This window comes from Bordetella genomosp. 10 (genome assembly GCF_002261225.1).
Taxonomy (GTDB): Bacteria; Pseudomonadota; Gammaproteobacteria; order Burkholderiales; family Burkholderiaceae_B; genus Bordetella_C.
Genome location: NZ_NEVM01000005.1, coordinates 1388655 through 1408730 on the forward strand (window position 1 = coordinate 1388655; position 20076 = coordinate 1408730).

Annotated in this window: 4 protein-coding genes; 2 read left to right on the forward strand and 2 right to left on the reverse strand. The window is 70.2% G+C overall.

Annotated features, from left to right (window positions below; all coding sequences use genetic code 11):
• Window positions 1–3 precede the first annotated feature (3 nt).
• Both CAL29_RS22380 and CAL29_RS22385 read left to right on the forward strand, forming a co-directional pair.
• The gene (locus tag CAL29_RS22380; protein ID WP_094855189.1) at window positions 4–990 is read left to right on the forward strand and encodes a Bug family tripartite tricarboxylate transporter substrate binding protein; all 987 of its coding nucleotides are present in this window, start codon (window positions 4–6) and stop codon (window positions 988–990) included.
• Between the two features lie 219 nt (window positions 991–1209).
• Complete coding sequence (locus tag CAL29_RS22385) at window positions 1210–4377, forward strand: autotransporter outer membrane beta-barrel domain-containing protein (RefSeq protein ID WP_094855190.1); 3168 nt, start codon at window positions 1210–1212, stop codon at window positions 4375–4377.
• A 4-nt stretch (window positions 4378–4381) separates the two neighbouring features.
• Here CAL29_RS22385 and CAL29_RS22390 read toward each other — a convergent pair whose 3' ends face one another.
• On the reverse strand, window positions 4382–5185 hold the full coding sequence (locus tag CAL29_RS22390; RefSeq protein WP_094855191.1) for a SapC family protein: 804 nt from the start codon (window positions 5183–5185) through the stop codon (window positions 4382–4384).
• A gap of 47 nt (window positions 5186–5232) precedes the next feature.
• Complete coding sequence (locus tag CAL29_RS22395; RefSeq protein WP_094855192.1) at window positions 5233–20061, reverse strand: two-partner secretion domain-containing protein; 14829 nt, start codon at window positions 20059–20061, stop codon at window positions 5233–5235.
• Between the last annotated feature and the right edge of the window lie 15 nt (window positions 20062–20076).

Below are 20076 nucleotides of genomic sequence, written 5' to 3' on the forward strand. Positions count from 1 at the left end.
ACCATGTCCTTCTCCCGCTCGCTTTTCGCCGCGCTGGCCGCCGCCACGCTGGCCTTCGCCGCCCTGCTGTCCGGCGCCCCCGCGCAGGCCGCCTATCCCGACAAGCCCATCCGCATCGTCGTGCCCTTCCCGCCCGGCGGCGCGGTCGACGCCGTGGCGCGCATCACCGCGCAATACCTGACGCAATCCCTGGGCGCCAGCGTGGTGGTCGACAACCGCCCCGGCGCGGGCGGCGCCATCGGCGTGCAGACCGTGGCGCGCGCCCCCGCCAACGGCTACGAGCTGTTGCTGGGCCCCATCGGTCCGCTGACCATCAATCCCAGCCTGTACTCCAATCTGACCTACGACACCGAACGCAACTTCGCCCCCATCGTCCTGCTGGCCGGCGCGCCCGGCGTGCTGGTGGTGCAGCCGTCGCTGCACCTGCGCTCGCTGCCGGACTTCGTCGCCCTGCTGCGCGAGAAGCCCGGTGAACTGCGGTTCGGCTCCGCCGGCAGCGGCAACCTGACGCACCTGATGGCGGAATACTTCCTGTCGACGGTGGGCGCCAAGGCCATCCACATCCCTTACAAGGGTTCCGCGCCGGCCATCACGGATTTCCTCGGCGGCCGCTTCGAATTCATGTTCGACGTGGTGCCGACGGCCCAGCCCTATGTCCAGGACGGCCGCTACCAGGCCCTGGCGGTGACGTCCCGGCATCGTTCGGCCGCCATGCCCAACGTGCCGACGTTCGCCGAGCTGGGCTACCAGGACGTCGACATCACGTCGTGGTGGGGATTGCTGGCCCCGGCCGGCACGCCCCAGGCCATCATCGACAAACTCAACGCGACGCTCAATGAAGGATTGAAGACCGCCGCCATGCGCGACAGCCTGGTGCGCCTGGGCGCGGATCCGCTGGACGGCACGCCGCAAGCCTTCCAGGCCCAGATCCACAGCGAACTGGCGCGCTGGAAGCAGGTGGTGGAGGCATCCGGCGCCAAGCCCGATTGATGTCCCGAACCGGACTGCCGGCCGACCACTGACGGCCAACCACTGACGGCCGCCGGCCGGCCGATCCGAATCGCCGCACGGCGCAACGAACAAAAAGGCCCGCGAATCTCCATTCGCGGGCCTTTTTGTTCATTGTTCATTCACGGTCACCGGAATGTCACATGAGATATCGACAATTCACGACCAATTTTGAATGAACACGACAAAGTGCCCACGCGTATGACACGTCCCGTCTTTTCCCCGCTCGCCCTGGCCATCGCGGCCGCCCTGCCCGTCCTCGTCCAGCCTGCCCTCGTCCTGGCCGCGTCCAGCGGCTTCGACATCGCGGCGGGGACCACCAACACCAAGGCGCAGACGCTGACCGCCGGCAGCACCGGCACGGTCGAACAAGGCGGCACGCTGAAAACGTCCGGCGTGTCCGTCTCGGTGACCGGCGACGCGACGATCGACAACTACGGCACGATACTGTCCACCGGCAAGCGCGCCATCCGCGACAACACCGGCGGCCTGACGCTGACGGTCAACAACGGCGTGGGCGCCCTCATCCAGGCCACCACCGACGACGCCTTCCAGATGAACGTCGGCGACAGCAACGTCACGCTGACCAACGCGGGCACCATCATTTCGGGCGACAGCACGACCAAGGGCGGCCAGGCCATAGACTGGAACGCCATCACCACCGGCGTCAACGTCCTGTACAACCGATCCACCGGCGTCATCCAGGCCTACGATGCCGACGCCGTGCGGCCCGGGGTCAACGGCGTAATCTATAACGACGGCCTGATCCAGTCCATCTACAGCACCGAATCCAACGACGGCATCGATGCCCAGGAGAACACGGGCGTCACCATCGTCAACGCCAGCAACGGCAGCGCCACGGTGGCGGGCACCGGCCACATCCTGGGATCGCGCCACGGCATCACCGGCGGCGCGGCCGACGACAATACCGCCTTCGCCATCACCGTCACCAACAACCTGGGCGGCGTCATCGAAGGCCAGGACGGCTCCGGCATCAATATCGACGGCATCACCTCCGTCGCCACGATCACCAACCACGGCACCATCATCGGCAACGGCGTCACGGGCGACGGCGACGGGGTGGACGTGGACGGCATCGTGAACATCGTCAACACCGGTTCCATCATCGGCAAGCAGGCCTACAACGACGTCAGCGAAGGCGTGACGGTGGGCGGCGGCACCATCGTCAACAGCGGCCTGATCGAAGGCGACAACGTCGACGGCGGCCTGGGCCGAGGCATCACCCTGGCCGGCATCGACCACGTCAAGAACGACGACGGCACCACGACGGACTTCCCCGCGCAAGGCATCTACGCCGACAGCGTGATCACCAACAGCGGCACCATCCGCGGCCAGTCGGATTCGGCCATCGCCATCACGGGCGGCGCCACCACCCATACCGTCACCATCAACAACCTGGCCGGCGGCCTGATCGAGGGCGGCGGCGCGACGGCGGCCGCCATCGCCACCGGCGTCACGAGCACCCGCATCGTCAACTACGGCACCATCCAGGCCGACAGCAGCGGCCTGGCCATCGATTTCGGCGGCAGCGACAGCAGCCTGGAGGTGCTGGGCGGCAGCGCGCGGATCGTCGGCGACATCGATGGCGGCACGGGCACCAGCACCGTGACCATCGTCCCCGGCGCGGGCAACGCCTTCACCTATGACTACGCCCTGCGCAACCTCGCCGGCGTGGAGATCGGCGCCGGCACCACCACGCTGAACGGCGCCAGTACCTATACCGGCGCTACCACCGTCGACGCCGGCGGCGTCCTGGTCGTGAACGGCTCGCTGGCGAGCGCGGTCCAGGTGGGCAGCGGCGCCACGCTGGCCGGCACGGGAACCGTGGGAAGCACCACGCTCGCCAGCGGCGCGACGCTGTCGCCGGGCGCCATGAGCGCCGCGGGCGCGAGCAGCATCGGCACCCTGACCGTCAATGGCGATCTTACGTTCGCGCAAGGCTCGACCTATGCCGTGCAGGCCGACCCCGCCGGCAGCGCCAGCGATCTCGTCCACGTCACCGGCCTGGCGACGCTGGCCGGCTCGGTGGTCCACGTCGGCACGGACGGCAACTACGCGCCCTTCCGCACCTACACCATCCTGACCGCCGACGGCGGCCTGAGCGGCGCCTTCGATACGGTGCAATCCAACTATGCCTTCCTCACGCCGACCCTGTCCTATACGGCCAACGACGTCGACCTGACCCTGGAACGCAACGACACGGCCTTCGAAAGCCTGGGCGTGACGCGCAACCAGCGCGCCGTGGCCCGTTCGCTGGACGGTCTCCCGCTGTCGAGTTCGCTGTACCGGCAAGTCGTCACGCTGTCCGGCGGCGACGCGGCCCGGGCCTTCAACCTGCTGTCCGGCGAGGCCCACGCCAGCAACGTCGCCGCCTTGCAGACCGTGTCCGCCACCACGGTGGACCTGCCGCTGTCGCACCTGCGCGCCAATATGGACGCCGGCATGCAGGCCGGCCAGCCGACGGCGGACCTGGGCCGGGGCGACGCATCTTCCCTGCCCACCTCCGGCGCCTATCCGGTCTGGGTGCAGGTCTTCGGCAACTGGAGCACGCTGGGCGGCAGCAATGGCGTCGCCAGGACGTCGGCGACCGACGGCGGCGTCTACATCGGCGCGGACCGCGACGTCGGCGGCGGCCTGCGCCTGGGCGGCGCGCTGGGCTACACCGGCAGCCATCTCAGCACGCGCGACGTCGCCTCCAAGGCCGACGTCGACAGCTACACCGCCACGCTATACGGCGGCAAGGCCTTCGCCGCCGGTCCTGGCCAGATCCGCCTGAGCGGCGGCGCGGCCTACACCTGGCACGACCTGGACACCAAGCGCGGCGTGAACGTCGGCGCCCTCGGCGAAACCCTGACGGCCGATTACCACGGCAGCACCGCGCAGCTCTTCACCGAGCTGGGCTACAAGCTGCCCGTCGCCGAGCGCGCCAGCATCGAACCCTTCATCGGCGCCGCCTGGAGCGACATGCGCCTGCGCAGCTTCTCGGAATCGGGCGGCGCCGCGGCCCTGGACGGCCAGAGCAGCCGCAACCAAACCACCGCCACCACCCTGGGCCTGCACGCCAGCACCGATTTCAACGCCGGCGAAATGGCGGGCACCTTGCGCGCCACGGTGGGCTGGCGCCACGCCTTCGGCGACGTGCAGCCGCGCACGACGCTGGCCCTGCAGGGCAGCGACACCTCCTACTCGGTGACCGGCGCGCCCATCGCGCGCGACGCGCTGACGCTGGCCCTGGGCGCGGAAGTGGCCGTCACCCGCAGCACCAAGGTCGCCCTGACCTATGCCGGCCAGTACGGCGGCGGCAACCGCCAGAACAGCGGGCTGATCGACGTCAGATATCGGTTCTGAGGGGTTACTTCGCTTCGCCTTCGGCGGCCGGCTGGACGTGGTTGATCAGGGCGGGCCAGGTGTTGATCGACAGCAGGTGGCAGTAGATCAACGGCAGCCAGCCGTTCGCGCGCCAGCGCAGGAACGTCTCGTCGGGCAGCTTGTTGAACCTGGCCTCGTCCACCACCTTGAAGCCGGACAGGGCCAGGCGCTGGCCGCCGGCCAGCGTGATGTCGGCGCGGTTCTCGACCAGCAGATCGGCCTCGGCCAGCGCGGCGGAGAACTCCGTGGTGTAGGCGTGCTGGTTCTGGTAGTCGCGGCAGAAATCCAGCGCGCTGCGGGCCAGGGCGGTAGGCTCGCCGGCTTCGTCGAAGAAGGGATTGTCGCGCCCTTCGACCACCGACGCGGCGGCCTCGTCCACGCACAGCGTGAACTGGCTGCGGTCGGCGTTCTCGGTGAAGATGAAGGGATAGCGGCGGATGTACGCCGGGATGTAGGTGCCTTCGCGCCACTTGCCGGCGGCGTCGACGAACAGGTTCTCCCCCGCGCGCACGCCCAGCACCGCCACCGGCGCCGGCTGCGGGCCATCGGTGAAGACGATGGGGAAATGGCGGCAGGCCGTCGGCAGCTCCGTGGCCACCAGGGGCACGGCATTGGTCTTGGCCGCGTAGGCAAAGCCCTTGTCGCCGGCCAGCGACAGATTGCCGTGCAAACTGGCGTTCAGGGGGCGCGGCTGGACGTAGAACAGCGGCAGCGTATTCGCCGCAGCCGTCGTATCCGGGGTCGTATCCGGGGTGGTATTCGTGGTAGTCGTCGTATTCGTAGTCATTGCCGGGTATCCGAAAAATTCTGAAATCCTGAAATCCTGATGCTGCGTCAGGCGCCGTCCTGGCCGGGCGCGGAGGAAGAAGCGTCATCCCCGCCCTCCTGCGTGGACCCCGCCTCGGGCATGCGCAACACCGAGGGATCCGCGGCGGGCGCATTCAAGCCCCTGTTCAAGCCGGCGGGCAACTGCCACAGCGCCATGTCGACGGACGAGACCTTGAGCACCTGCGGATCGGCATAGGCGCCGAGCGCATCCGGGCCGTAGGCGTTGTTCGACACCGTACCACGGAACAGCGAATCGACACCCGGCTTGGTTGGGGCGACCCAGCGCGGCGCCGTGGCGGCCGTGACGCGCTGGACCACGTCGTTCGGTCCCCAGGGCGTGTCGTTCATGAAGTACGGCGCCCCCGCCAGCGGGCTGGTCACGAAGGCCGCCGCCACCGCGCCGGAACGGCCGCCGATCGAGCCGTACACTTGGGCCGAGCCCGCCGTGGGCACGGCCAGCACGCGCACGTTCAGCTTGTGGTCCGGCGCGGCGTCGTTCAGGCCGATCTTCAGCGTGCCGCCGGCCGGCTTGGCCAGGGTGGGCGCGCCCAGCGTCAAGGTCGCCATCGCCTGCGGACCATACAGCCCGGTGGCGGTGATGTCGCCCTGGGTCGAGATGGCGACGCTGTTGCCCTGGATCCGGCCCACCGCGCCCAGCTCGACCGAGTCCCGGGCCAGCAGGCGCGCCGGCAGCAACAGGGTCGCGCCGCCGCGCTGCGTGAAACTCGTGGCCGCGCTCACCGTGGAGCCGGCCGCGAAGTTCACCGTGCCCGCCGCATCGGTGCTGGCGACCTTGATGGCGCCCGCATCGGCGCTGACGTCGCCGCCGAAGGCGAAGCTGCCGCCGGAGAGGTCGATGCCGTCCGGCCCCGTGGCCGTCAACTTGCCGCGGTAGGCGGCGGACTGCGCCTCCAGTTGCTGCACGCGGTAGGCGCTGACGGCGCCGTTGAACACGATGGTGTCGACGGCGCGCAGCGTCAGGGCGCCCACGCCCGTGACGTCGCCCGCGGCGGAGATGGCGTGCGCCGCGTCGATGGACAGGTTGCTGCCCGCGCCATCGAGCGTGCTGCCGAAGACCACCGAGCCCGCGCTGCTGGCCAGGCTGGCCGGCGCGCCGGCGCCATCGGCGTTGAAGGCCACGGCGCCGCCGTAGACCTGGTCGCCCACGGTCCGCACCGTGCCCGCATTCGTCGACGTGTTGCCGTCGATCGCCAGGCCGCGCAGCGCGGCCGTCGCGCCCACGTTGCCCGCGATGGCCGCATTGCCGGCGATGTGCAGGCCCTGCGCGCCCGCGGTGGCCGCGTCGACCCCCGCCAGCAGCGCCACGTTGGCGCCGGTCAGCGTGGTGTCCGTGCTCAGCACCAGGTGCTGGCCGTAGCGCTGGTCGCCCGTCGTATCGACCGAACCGCTGTCGATGGCCAGGGTGCCGGTGGCGCCCGTCCGCAGGGAAGCGGCGCGGATGGTGCCCGCGAAGTGCGTGTCGCCGCCCGCGTCGACCGACAGGGCGCCGGCCCGCGTGGCCGCGCCGATGGCGCCGTCGAAGGAAACGTCGCCGGCCGCTTGCACGGCCAGGCTGCCGCCGCCCGCCGCGGCGCTGTCCACCGCGCCGCCGAAAGCGATGTCGCCCGCATGGCTGGTCAGCGCCTGATCGCCGGCCAGGGTGACCGCGCCGGCATACGTCTGCCCACCCGTCGTCGCGATGCTGCCGTCGTTGAAGGTCGTCGCACCGCTGACCTTCAGCGCATCCAGGGCCTGGCCGGCGCCGAAGGCGCCGCCCAAGGTGGCGTTGCCGTCGATGGTCAGGGCATGCGCGCCGTCGCCGCCGTCCAGCAGCGCGACTTGCGTCCCCTTCAAGACGGTGTCCTGGCCCAGCACCACATGGCTGTCGTAGTGCTGCGCGCCGGACGTGACGACGCTGCCGTTGTCGAGCGTCACGCTTCCGTGGCCCAGCGTGGTCAGCGATGCCGCTCGCACGGCCCCGCCGAAATGCGTGGCGCCGGACGTGTCGACCGTCAGGGCGGCGAGCGGGTCGACGTCGCCGCCCACGCCCGCGCCGGCGGCGAAATCGACGTCGCCGCCCTGCGCCGCGATGCCCAGGGCATGGCTGCCGCTGACCGAACGGGCGAACGAGACGTCGCCGCCCTGCGTGGACAACTGCTGGTCGCCGGCGACCAGGACGCGGCCCAGGTAGGACTGGCCGCCGCTGGTCGCGATGCTGCCCTGGCCCAGGATGGCGGTGCCGGTGACCGTCAGGCTCGACAGCGCCTGCCGCGACCCCACGGCGCCGGCGATCTTGCCCAGGCCGTCGATGGCCAGGGCGTGCGCGCCATCCGCGCCGCCGTTCAGGTGCACCTCATAACCGGTCAGGACCGTGTCGCGGCCCAGCGTGACGTGGCCGTTGTAGTTCTGCTCGTCGACCGTCTTCACCGCGCCGCCGTTCAGCGCCACGTTGCTGGCGTCCACGGTGAGCGAGGCCAGCGCGATGCCGCCGCCGACCGCGCCGTTGAAAGCGGCGTCGCCGCCCCGCGCCGTCACGGCCAGGGCATGGGCGCCGTCGACGCTGCCGCCGAACAGCACGCCGCCCGCGGCCGTCGTCAGCGCCAGGTCCGCGCCCAGGACGAGGTCGCCCTGGTATGCCTGCGCGCCGACCGTATTGATCGAAGCGGCCCGGATGCCGGCCGGTCCCGTGACGGTCAGCGCCGCCAGGGCCTGGTCCGCGCCCACGGCGCCCAGCACTCGCGCCCGGCCGTCGATGGTCAGGGATTGCCCGCCCGCCGTGGCGGCGTCCGCGCCCTGCTTCAGGGTCACCAGCGCGCCCTTGAGCGTCACGTTCCCGCCCAGCACGGCCCGTTCGCCGAAGTACTGGTCGCCGGTCGTGTCGACCACGCTGCCGTCGAGCGCCAGCGTGCCGGGATCGTCCGTCGCCACCGCCTGGGCATACACCTTGTCCTTGAAGACCGTGGCGCCGGCGGTACGCACCGTCAGGTCGCCCAGGCGGGCATCGGCGCCGTCGCCGACCGCGCCCACGAACGCCACGTCGCCCGTGCCGGCGTCCACCGCGAGGCCATGGGCGCCGCCCGCCGCGCTCGCCAGCGTGCCGGCGAACCGGACGTCCGCCCCTGCGCCATTGGCGCCGCCGATGGTGTCGATGCTCACCGCGCCGCCCAGCGTCGCCGCGCCGTTCACCGTGAAGGCGGCGTTGGCGGTCGTGTAGGTCCCGGACAGCGTGGTGGCGCCGTTGTAGGTCTGCGCGCCCTCGGTGGCGACGCCGGCGATGCGATTGCCGCTGCCGGTCACCGTCAACGCGGCCAGGTTGGAGGCGGGACCGGCCAGGGTGACCGAGCCGGCGCCGGCGTCCAGGCCGAGGTCGTAGCCGCCGCCGTCGAGCGCGCCGGCCACCTCGATGCCGCCGGCGGCGCCGGTCGCCGTCAGCGTGCGCGGACTGCCCGCCAGGCCGGCGCCGCCCAGCGTCAGGCTGCCGTCGACATCGATGGCGCCGCCGGCCAGGTTGCCGTTCAACAGCACGTCGCCGTGGTAGGCCTGCGCCCCGTTCGTCGCGACGTCGTCCAGCGTGATCCGGTTGCCGCTCACCGACAGGCTGCCCATGTCGGTGGCGACGATGTTCCTGTCGATCTCGACGTTGCCGCCGGTCGACGTCAGGTCGACGTGGCCGCCGCCGCCGGCGACCAGGGTGTCCTGGATCGCCAGGTCTCCCGTGGTGGTGACGCCGATGTCGCCGTTGGCCGTGGTCAAGACGCCCACCGTCAACGCATTGCCGCCCGACAGATAGAGGCCGCCGTCGCCGGTCACCGCGCCGGCGACTTCGCTGACCGCGATGTTCAGCGGCGAGTTGGCGGCGCCGATGCCGTCGCGTGCGATCAGGCTCAGGGAATGCGCCGTCAGGCTGTCGCCGCTGCCCAGGTTGGCGATCCCGCCGCGCTGCGCGAAGAGGGAGATCTGGCCGTCGACGCCGCCCGCGTCGATGGCGCCGATGCCGATGTCGCCGTTGTCCGACGTTACCGAGACGAGGCGCTGGACGCCCGTCGCCCGCACCGAAACGGCGTCGACCGTCCCGCCGGCCGACAGGGAGATATTGCCCGCGCCCTGCACGTCGGTGGCGGTCAGCTTGCCCGTGGTGGCGGCCTCGATGTCGCCATTGGCCGTGCTCAGGGTGGCGTCCAGGTCGCCGGTGTTCGCCACCGTCAGCTTGGCCGCGCCGGACGTATTGGTCAGCTTGGCGTCCAGGGTTTCGACTTCGGTCTCCAGGCGGGTGTCGCCGCCGGCCGAGCCGCTGGTGAAGGCCAGGCTGTCCGCCGTGACCTCGATCGTGCGCGGCGTGCCGCCGCCGGCCACGATGTCGGTCGTCCCCTTCAACGTGGCGCTGCCCGCCACCGTCACGCCGCCGTAGGGCAACGTCAAGGTGCCGCCCGAGGACAACAGCAGCGTCCCCAGCCCGCCGGCGATGCCGGCGCTGGCGTCCATGTCGCCCACCGCGCGGATGCTGAGCGTACCGCCCGCGCCGGGATTGACGTTGGCGCCGACCGCCAGCGTCCCGGCGCCGCTATTGTCGATGGCGATCACGCCGCCGGCGCGGGAAGCCAGGTCGCCCAGCGCCGACACCTTGGTGCGCAGGGCGCCGCCATCGGTGCTGGACAGGTCATCGACGCGGCCGATGTCGCCGCCCGCCGACGCCGTCAGCGTGGCGCCGGTGACCAGCGTCGTGTCGGTGCCGTGGATGTCGCCCGCGGCCGTCAACGTCACGTCGCCGGCGCCGCCGCCCGCGCTGACGGTGCCGATCGCCAGGCTGCCCTCGGCGCTGGCGATGGAAATCGTGTTGCCGGCGTTGGCGCCTTGCGCCTGCACGTTGCCGACGATCGTATCGCCCGCCGTGGTGATGCCGATCGCGCCGTTGCCCGCGATGATGGACGCCAGGCGGACGCCGTCGGCGCGATTGTCGTCGATGTACACCGGACCGGAGGTATTGCTCCGGGCCACCAGCGACTCCGCCGTCGTCTGCACCGTCCTGGCGTCGCCGGCCGTGGCGCCGCCGATGCCGGCGTCGGCCTGAAGCGACACCATGCCGCCGACGATGCGGGTGGCGGCGTTGCCGTCGTCGACGATGGTGCCGCCCACGCTGTTGAAGGCCAACGAGACGCTGCCCTGGCCGGCATCGATATTGCCGGCCACCAGTACGCTGTCGATGCCGCCGCCGGCGACCGTGATGCTGTTGCTGGCGATCGCGTTGGCGATCTGCAGGTCGCCCACGGCGTTGACGTTGACGTTGTTGCCCGTCACGAAGGACAGGATGGTGCCGCCGCCCGCGTTCAGGTAGACGTCGCCACCCGCGCTGTTGGCCTCGACGCGCGAACTGGTGACGCCGACGCGCGTCGTCGACGATCCGACGTTGCCGCTGGCGTTCAGCGTGACGCGGTAGGCCTCGATGTCGGAGCCCGTCGCGCCGACGATGTTCCCGTTGCGCGCGGTCAGCGCGACTTCGCCGTTCGAGGCGTGGCCGCCCACGCCGCCCACGTCGACGACGCCGACGGTAATGTCGCCCGACGCGGCGCTGACCCGGATGTCGTTGCCCACGGCGTCGGTGGCCGAGGTCACGCTGGTCAGCGTGATCGGACCCGCCGACGTGATGTTGGTCGACCCGTCATGCACGCTGGACGTCAAGCCGCTCGTCAGCGAATCCAGGATGTCGAGGTAGAGCGAACCGGCGCCGGAGACCGACGCCGACACGGTCTTGAAGGCCGCCGACAATTGCAGGCCCGCGGTTTCCGAGCCGATGCCGTTGGCCGCGCTCAGGGCGATCGCGCCCGTGCCGGAGGTGGTGATGGCGCCGCCATTGGACAGGATGCTGCCGGCGTTGGCCGACAACGTCAGGTCCTGGCCGGCGCCGTTGCTGACCTGGCCGATCAGGATATCCCCCCCGGTCGCCGCCACCGACAACGCGCCGCCCGCGTGGACGTCGTCCAGGCTGACCGTGCCGGCCTGGTTGATCCAGATGCCGTCGGCCGACGACGCCGTCAGATCGGCCACCTGCGTGTTCAAGACCTGGTTCGCGGCGTTCCCGGCGCCGATGGAGCCGCCGCCGCTGGCCGTGGTCAGCGCCAGGTCGTGCGCGGTGATCAGCGAACCGGCGCCGGTGGACAGGATGCTGCCCGCCGAATTGCCGGCGCCCGCCGTGAGCGCGACCGATCCCGTCCCGGCATAGATGGTGCCGACACGGATGTCGCCGGTGCCCGTGAAGTTGAAGTTCAGGCCCGTGCTGTCCACCACCGCGGTCAGCGTCGTGCCGCCGCCGTCCGTCGCGGCGAAACTCAGCCCGGCCGCCGACAGGACCATCGCGCCGGCGCTGGCAGCCTGGACATCCGCCAACTGGCGGTTGATCGTCAGGTTGGCGAGATCGGCATTGTCGCGGATATAGAAATTGCCGCCGTTGTTGATCGTCAGCGTATCGGTATCGACGTTCACCGTCGCGCCGTTGGCGCCTATGGCGTGGCCGAATGCGGCGGCGGTCAGCGTAACGCTGTCGCCGGCGACGCTGTTGCCGCTGCCGCCGACGATGTCGCCGCGCTGCGCCGTCAGCGTCACGTCGCCGCCCGCGGTGATGGCGCCGACCGTCAGGTTGCTGTTGCCCTGGGCCTGCCCCGCGGTCAGGACGATGTTGCCGGGCGCCTGGGCCGAGGTCACCGCCAGGCCGTAATCCTCGGTCAATGCGATGCTGCCGTCGGCGCCGTGGGCGGCCTGGGCCGACAGCGTGACGGTCGTCGTGCCGTTGCCCAGGGCCGTCGTGCGGATGGCGCTGACGTTGCCGATCGAGCCGGCCGCGCTCAGCGCAACCGAGGTGGCGCCGTTGATGGTGCCGCTCAGGATGGAGCCGCCCTGGTTGTCCATCGAGAACGAATGGCCGGCCAGGAAGATGGTGCCCAGCGCGATGTCGCCGGCGCTGTTGCTCAGCGCGCTGTCGCCATTCGCGATGAAGCCGTTCATCGTGGTGTTGCCGTTCAGGGCAATCTGGATGCCGCCGTCGCGCGAAGTCGCGCTGAGGGTATCGACGTCGGTGTCGATTTCATTGCCGGTGGCGCCGATGGACGTGTCGCCCGTCAGCGTCAGCCGCGCGGCGACGATCCTGGTGGCGTCGTCGCCGTCGCCGACCAGCGCGCTGTTGATCGCGTTCAGGCCGACGTTGTCGAAACCGGCGTCGATGGCGCCCACGGTCATGCCGCGGTCGCTGCTGACGCTCAGGGCGATGCCGCCGGCGTCGGCGATGTCGTGCACCACCATGCCGCTGCCGTCGTCCGTGACGTTGAACGTCAGTTGGCCCGAGCGGTCGCGCAACGGCGCATCGATATCGTAGGTCCGCGCGGACGTGCCGCGCGCGTCCACGGTAAGCGCGTCGACGTGCGTCTGGTCGCTGACGTAGACGTCGCCCGCGTTCCACACGCTCAACAAGGGCGCATCGACCACGATCGAACTGCCCGCCGCGCCGATGTTGCCCTGCGCGCCGACGGTATTCAGCGCCACCTTGCCCGCGGTGACGTTGGCGGCGCCGGCGCTCGTCGCCATGATGTCGGCGGAACTGGTCAGCGTGACGGTGCCCGTGTGCAGCACGTCGATGCTGCCCACCTGCTGGCCGCGTTGCGAGCGGAAGGAGAAGTTCAGGCCCGTGGCGTCGGCCACCTGGTTGATCAGGTAGTCCACGCCATCGTCGCCGACGTTGAACGTCAACCGGTCCGCGCTGATCCCGTACTGCGTGGGCATGGCGGATTGGGCGGTGCTGGTGATGGAAAGCGTGGACAGGTCCCCGTCGTTCGCGACGTAGATGTTCGCGCCCGCCGTCAGGCTGAGCGCACCCGTGACGGTGTCGATGGAATTGGCGATCGCGCCTATGCTGGCGCCCGCGGTCAGGGATATCTGGCCCGCGGCGATGTGGTCCTCGCCGCTGGCGTCGATGTTGAGGATGGAGCCGCTGCTGGACAGACTGACCGACTGCGCGGGCCCGGTGTCCAGGACGCCCACCCGCAGGTTCCGGTCGCCGCTGAAGGCGAAGTCCAGGCCGGTCGAATCGGTGACCTTCGACAGCACATATTCGCCGTTGTCCGTCACTTCGAAGTCCAGCCCCTTGGCGACGACCCGCAGCACATTGGGGTTCAGCGCGGCGGCATGGGTCGAGTTCAGGTCCAGCCTGAACAGGTCCGAGGCATTGTCCAGCACCAGGTCGCCGCCGCTGCTGGCGGTCAGTTGCCGCGTGTCCGTCAGGACGGCCGCGCCGTCGGCGCCGATCGACCCCGCCGCGCTCAGCGACAGGATCGGGGTGACGAAGCGGCCACTGCCGGATTGCTGGATGTCGCCGCTGGTGACGGCCACGGTCGCCGAGTTGCCGGCGCTGTTGTCCAGCAGGGTCAGCGTCTTGTCATTGGACACCCACAGGGATTGCGTCACGTTCGACGACAGCGTGTTCGCGCTGATGTACAGCGGCTGGGCCGGCGCCTCGATATAACGGCCCTGCACCGAATTGGCGTTCAGCGTCAGGTCGCCCGTGACGATGTCCGGGCCGCCGGGCAAGGTGCCGGCGGTTCCCGTATGCGTGCCGTAGATCGTCTGCGTGGTCGTCAGGTCGACCGAACCGCCGCTTCCCGTCTTCACGAGATCCAACGTCAGCGCCCGGTCGGTGGACAGCGCGAGCTTCAGATCGCTGCTGGTGGAGATGTTCGCCGTCATGCCCGCGGGGGAGGACTGACCGTTGTCCGTCAGGCTGAAAACCAGGTCGCCGCCGGACGAGATGCCGTAGCTGTTGACCTGCCCCGCGACGGTATTGTCGTGCAGCGCCGTCAACGACAGCGCGGCGAGCGTGCCGCTGTTGCTCACGAGCACCGAGCCGGCGGAACTGAGCGCCAGGTCCGTCGTCGCCGTGTGGATGGCGCCGTTGGCGCCGATCATGCCGCCGGTGCCCGTGGCGGCCAGGCTGACCTTGCCGCCGCTGATCACGCCGTTGCCGCCGATCTGGCCGACGACGCCGTGCGCCGCGCTGCGCGCGGTCAACGAGACCGAGCCCGTAGCGCCGGTGTCGATATTCCCCACGGAGATCGAACTATCGACGGCCAGCGAGAAATCGACGCCCGTCAAGGCGGCCCCGACCGCGAGACTGCCGCCGCTATAGCCCATGCTCAGCGATTGCCCGCTGCCCAGGCCGTTGAAGACGTAGGACGGAAACACGACGCCGCCGCTATAGCGCTGGGTGTAATCCAGCGACAGGCTGCTCAACGCCGCGCCGCCGTTGTCGATATGGACGCTGCCGTTGTTCGCGATGCTCAGGTCGCTCGTCTTGACGAACAGCGAGCTCGAACCGGAGCCAATGGCGCCGGTCGCGGCATTCGGAAAGCCGACGCTCTCCTGCCCATAGGCCGTCAGCACGACCTTGGGCGCGGTGATGAGGCCGCCGGCGGCGCTGGTGATGCTAGACGTCAATTCGGATCCGCCCGTGGTCGTCAGGCTGACCGAGTTGCCGGCGGTGATGACGCCGGCCTGGATGGATTTGCCGGCCGAGAAACTGAAATCGTCCAGGCCCGTGCCGCTGATCTCGGACAGCAGGAAATAAGTGCCGCCTTCGGACAAGGTATAGGTCTGGTCGCCCGCGGCGATGGCGAAAGTATGCTGGACGGCGCTGGTGTTGCCGGCGCTGATGGCCAGGCTGCCCAACCGCGTGTCGCTGGCCACGTACATATTGCCGGCGCCGCTCAGGCTCAGCGCGCGGGTCCCCACCAGGGACAGCGGGCTTAGTACATCGACATTCGCCGAACCGATAGCGCCGTAACCGGACGACAAGGCCACCGTCGCGGCCATGATCGACCCGGGGTTCTCCGCGTCGTCATTGACGATGTCGCCGTTGGTGCCCAGGCGCACGGCGCCGCCGCTGCCGGCGTCGATGCTGCCGACCCGTATCGCCTTGTTGTAGCCGGTGAAGCCGAAGTCCAGGTCGCCGCTGCTGGCGATCTGCGTCAGGTAATAGGCGCCGCCGTCTTCCGTCAGCGTGAAGGCGCCCAGATTGGGCGCGGTGATCGCGTACTGCCCGGCGCCGTAGCCGGTCTTGACGATATCCAGGCGGGTGAAGCCCGTGGTGTTGTCCACGGCGATGTCGCCGCCGCTGCTCAGCGCCACGTCGGGCGCGTTCAGCGTCAGGGCGTCGCCGACGGCGCCGATGGCGCCGCGCGCGGTCAACGCGACGACGGGCGCCGAGATCGCGGTCGCCGCGTCGCCGTCATCGAGGATGGCGCCGGCGGTGCTGGCCACGCGAACCTGCGTGCCGCCCGCCACGGAACCGACGACGGTATCGCCCGTCGCCTGCTGGTATTGCACCGCGCCGGCCGCCGAGAGGTCGGCCAGCGTGACGTTGCCGCCCGATCCCAGGGTGGACAGATAGACGTCGCCGCCGGCGGCCCGCGCCGTGATCGAGAGCGGATTGGCGCCGTTGAACAGGATGCCGCGGCGGCCCGCGTCCGGACTCTGGTAGATGGAGACGGCGACGTCGGCGCCGCCGATGGCGTCCGCGGCCGACAGCACGACGTCGTTGCCGTTGGCATAGATCATGCCGTAGCCGTTGCCGTTCAGGATGGACCCGTGCTCGGCGGTGAGCGTGATGCCGCCGTTCATGCCGTAGAGCGTGCCCGTCAACGCCAGGTTGCCCTGGACCGCGTCGATGACGACGTTGCCGTTGTAGGCGTAGATGCTGCCCAGGCTGACCGTGCCGGTGTAGTTGCTCGAACCGGTGGGGCTGGGCAACTGGATGTAGATGCCGCCGCCGCTGGCCTGGGCGTTCAGGCTGCCGGCCATGACGTCGAGATGATCGTCGCCGGCCGCCCCTACGGCGCCGCTGGCGCCGTAGGCGTTGAGGCTGACCGAGTTGGCCACCAGCACGGTGCCCTTGTCGCCGTCGTCCTTGATCGAGCCGTTGTTCGAGGTCAGCGTGACGCTGCCGCTGGAAGTCGTGTTGACGGACCCGACGGTGATGTCGCGGTCGCTGGTGAACGAGAAGTTCAGCGAGCTGGTGTCGCTGACCTGGCTCAGCGTATGGCCCGACGTGCCGTCCAGCACCTTGAACAGCAGGCTGGGCGCCTGGACCTGCAGCGTGTGGACGTCGTCCAGGCCGCTGTGCAGCGCCGTCACGGACAGGATGCTCAGGTCGGCGATGCTGCCGGCGTAAAGGTCGCCGCGCGTGGTCAGGGCCAGCGAGGAGGCGTTGGTGTCGATGGCGTCGGCCGCCGTGCCGATGCTGCCCTGGTTCGCGGCCAGCGTGACGGACGATGCCGTGACGCGCGTCATGCTGTCGCCGTCGTCGGTGATATTGCCCCGGGTGGCGGTGAAGGACACCAAGCCGCCCCCCCGGATATTGCCCAGCACCATGCCCTCGTCGCCCTGGAAGCCGAAATACGTCAGGGGGGCGCTGTAGACCTGGTTGAAGCGATAGACCGTGCCGTCGTCCTGTACGTCGAAAGCCAGGTAGGGCGACGTGATCTGCAGGACGTTGGGCACGCCCGCGACCGGGTGGCTGTTGGTGATGCCGAGGGAGGCCAGCGTCTTGTCGACGTTGTCGAGGTAGATGTCGCCGCTGTCGACGAGCGTCAACGTATCGGTCCGCGTGCGGACGTGGCCCGCCGCGTCGCCGATGCGGCCTTGCGCCGACAGGTAGAGGCTATCGCCCGCCAGCAGGTTTTCCGGCACCGCGGCGAGGATGTCGCCGCCGGCGGTGAGCGCCAGCCGGCCGATGCCGGCGTCGATCTGGTTCACGGTCACGCCGCCGGCGGCGGTGAGCGTAATGTCCTTGTACGCCGTCAGGCTCTCCAGCCGTAGCGGGCCGCCCACCTGGTTGACGTAGATCGAACCCCCGGTCGCCGTCAGCTCGCCGGCCGCCGTGCGCAGCATATTGGCGACCGTGCCTATCGTATAGGTCGGCGTGCCGCTGCTGGAATTCGCCATCACCGGGGCATACAAGGCCACGTGCGCGCCGGTGATCAGCGAAGTACCGGTCCCCTGGATGGAGGTATCGCTGGACAAGACAACGCTGCCGGCGCCGGCATTGATCTCGCCGCCGACGGAGATGGCCTGCCCTTTCAGGCTGATCGCGCCGCCGCCCGAGGTGACGCTGTTGGCCAGGAGCACGCCCGAACCGGTGATCGAGATATCCCCGTGCTGGCTCGACACGTCGCCGGCGGTCAGCGACGCGGCGCTGGAGGCCACGTCCAGCTTGCCGGCCACCGCGCCGTTCAGCGTCGACGCGGTCGTGTTCAGCGTGCGCGTGCCGCCGGCATTCTGGCCGTTCAAGGTCAATGCGCCGGTGCGGATCACGCTGGCGGCGGCGGCGTCGATATCGCCCAGCGCCGACGCCAGCACGGTCTGGGCGCCGGCGTTGAAGGCGCCGCCCAGGTAGAGGTTGCCGCCGGCGCCGATCGTGACGTTGCCGGTGGCGTTGACGTTGCCCAGGTTGAGCGCGCCGGTGTTGCCGACGTTGATGCCGCCGCCGGCCGCCGTGGCCGTCAGGCTGTTGGTCGTGGTGTTCAAGGCCTGGGAGGCCGCGCCGATGGCGGTGGCCGCCTGCAGCGTCAGGGCGCCCGCCACCAGCGGCGCGTTCGTGCCGCCCGTGATGCTCCCGGCGGTGGACGTCAGCGCCAGCGCGCCCGTCCCGACGTTCACCGTCCCGGCGACGATCGAGCGGTCGCCGGTGAACGACAGGTTCAAGCCGGGCTGGACGATGGTCGTCAGCGCATAGCTGCCGCCGTCCGTCACGTCGAAGGCCAGGCCCGGCGAGGCGACCTGGTAGGTGTTCGTCTTGCCGGTCATGGCATGCCGGCTGGCGATCGCCAGCGACGACAGCGCGCGGCCATTGGCCACGACGATGTCGCCGCCGGAAAGAATGCTCAGGATGCCCGTGTCGGTATTCACCGCGGCGCCGGCGGCGCCGACGTTGGCGCCTTCCGCGTCCAGCTTCACCGAACGGCCCGCCACGACCTGCGCGGCGGCGCCGGTGTTGTAGATCGAACCGGCGGTGGTGGCCACGTTGACGGCCCCGCTGCTCGCGTCGATCCTGTTGGCCAGGTTGATATTGCCCGACGCCGACAAGGTGATGTTGCCGCCCAGGCTGCTCAGCTTGCCGATGTTGTCCAGCGTGCTTCCCACGCCCAGGGCCTGCAGGACGATGTTGCCGCCCTGCGTCCGGATCTCCGTCTCAGGATCGACGAAGCGGATGCCGCCCGTCGCGGTCGAACTGAGCGTGAAGGTGGTGCCGCTGGTGGTCTGCAGCATGATCAGCCCGGCCGCCATCGAGTCGATGGTGATCTGCCCGGTGGCCGCGAGGGTAAGGTTCGCGTTGCCCGCCTGCCCTTCCAGCCAGCCGCGCGAAACGACGTTGTCGACCGCGCCCGTGTTCGTCGGCGCCGAGCTGTCCGTGATCTCGATGGTCTCGGGGTCGATCAGCAAGGTGCCCGCCGCGCCCTTGGGCGCGCGCAGGTCGGCCGAGCCGGTCAGGTTGATGTTCTTTTCGGCCGACACTTCGGCGAAACCGCCGTCGCCGCCATTGGCGCCGCCGCGGGCCGAAATCGTCCCCGCGAAGCTGGTGCTGTCGGTCGACCACAAGGTGACGTTGCCGCCCTTGCCCCGGTCCAGCGCGTCGGCCTTCAGCGTCGCGCCGGCGGCCACCGCCAGGGTGGCCGACTTGTTGCCGTACGCGACCGAGCCGTCGCCGGGCGCCACGCCCTGGCTGCCCAGGGCGATCTCGCCGCCGCCGGCCGCGCCGGACGCATCGATCGCCGCGCCGCCGGCCACGTTGACGTGCTGGCCGGTCACCACCACCTTGCCGCCCTGCTCGCCCGCGTTGGCGCCGCTGGCGTCCAGCGTCCCGGCCACGTTCACCGTGCCGGCGTCGCCGCCGGACAGCACGATCTTGCCGTTACGGGTGCCCACCGACCTGGCGCTGACGATGCCGTCCGTGTTGATGACGTTGTCGACCACGTCCTTGACCGCGCGCGCGGTCATCAGCACCGTGCCGCCGTCGGCGCGGATCACGCCGGTGTTGGCCACCAGCGCGCCGACCGCCTTGCCGTTCGCGTCCTTCGGCGCGTCCGAGACCACCGAGCTGGCGTCGAAGCTCAGCAACCCGTCGCCCTGGAAATCGACGGTGAAGGTGCGCGCGCCCGCCAGGGCCACGTGGCCCAGCTTGGCCTCGATCACGCCCGAGTTGCGCACGGCCGGCGCCACCAGCGCGGCCAGCCCGCTGTCCTTGATGCTGATCTGCCCTTCGTTGACCACCATCGCGTTGGTCTTGGCCGACGCCTGATTGAACTTGTAGCGGCCGGCCAGGAAATCCTCGTCGCGGATGTTGGCCGTGGTGGCCACCAGGCCGCCCACGTCCACGCGCGCGCTCTTGCCGAAGACCACGCCGTTGGGGTTGACCAGCATCACCGTGCCGTTGGCGTTGAGCTGGCCGAAGATGGCGGACGGATCGTTGCCCACCACCCGGTTCAGCGTCACGCTCTTGCTGCCCGGCTGGCGGAAATTCACGGTCTCGCCCGCGCCGATGTTGAAGTCCTTCCAGTTGATGATGGCCTTGCCGCTGCTTTGATTGACGTTCAGCGTGCCGTTGCCCTGGGTGTTGATCGTCGCCGACCCCGCGACGACGTTGCCGCCGGTGGGGTTGGCGTGGGCGCCGCCCGAGGCCAGCGAGCCGATCACCATGGCCAGCGTGGTGAGCGCGGGCAGGGAGGCTTGCCGCGGCGGGAGCGGACGGCGGCCGGCCTGGACGAAGTTGCGTTGAGCGAAGGAAGGAGAAAGGCGCTTCATGATCGGTCTCGTCTC

What these genes read in the sequence shown, in the direction of transcription:
- CAL29_RS22390 (WP_094855191.1), bottom strand. Translation starts at nt 5,185, where the DNA reads ATGACTACGAATACGACGACTACCACGAATACCACCCCGGATACGACC.
- CAL29_RS22395 (WP_094855192.1), bottom strand. Translation starts at nt 20,061, where the DNA reads ATGAAGCGCCTTTCTCCTTCCTTCGCTCAACGCAACTTCGTCCAGGCC.
- CAL29_RS22385 (WP_094855190.1), top strand. Translation starts at nt 1,210, where the DNA reads ATGACACGTCCCGTCTTTTCCCCGCTCGCCCTGGCCATCGCGGCCGCC.
- CAL29_RS22380 (WP_094855189.1), top strand. Translation starts at nt 4, where the DNA reads ATGTCCTTCTCCCGCTCGCTTTTCGCCGCGCTGGCCGCCGCCACGCTG.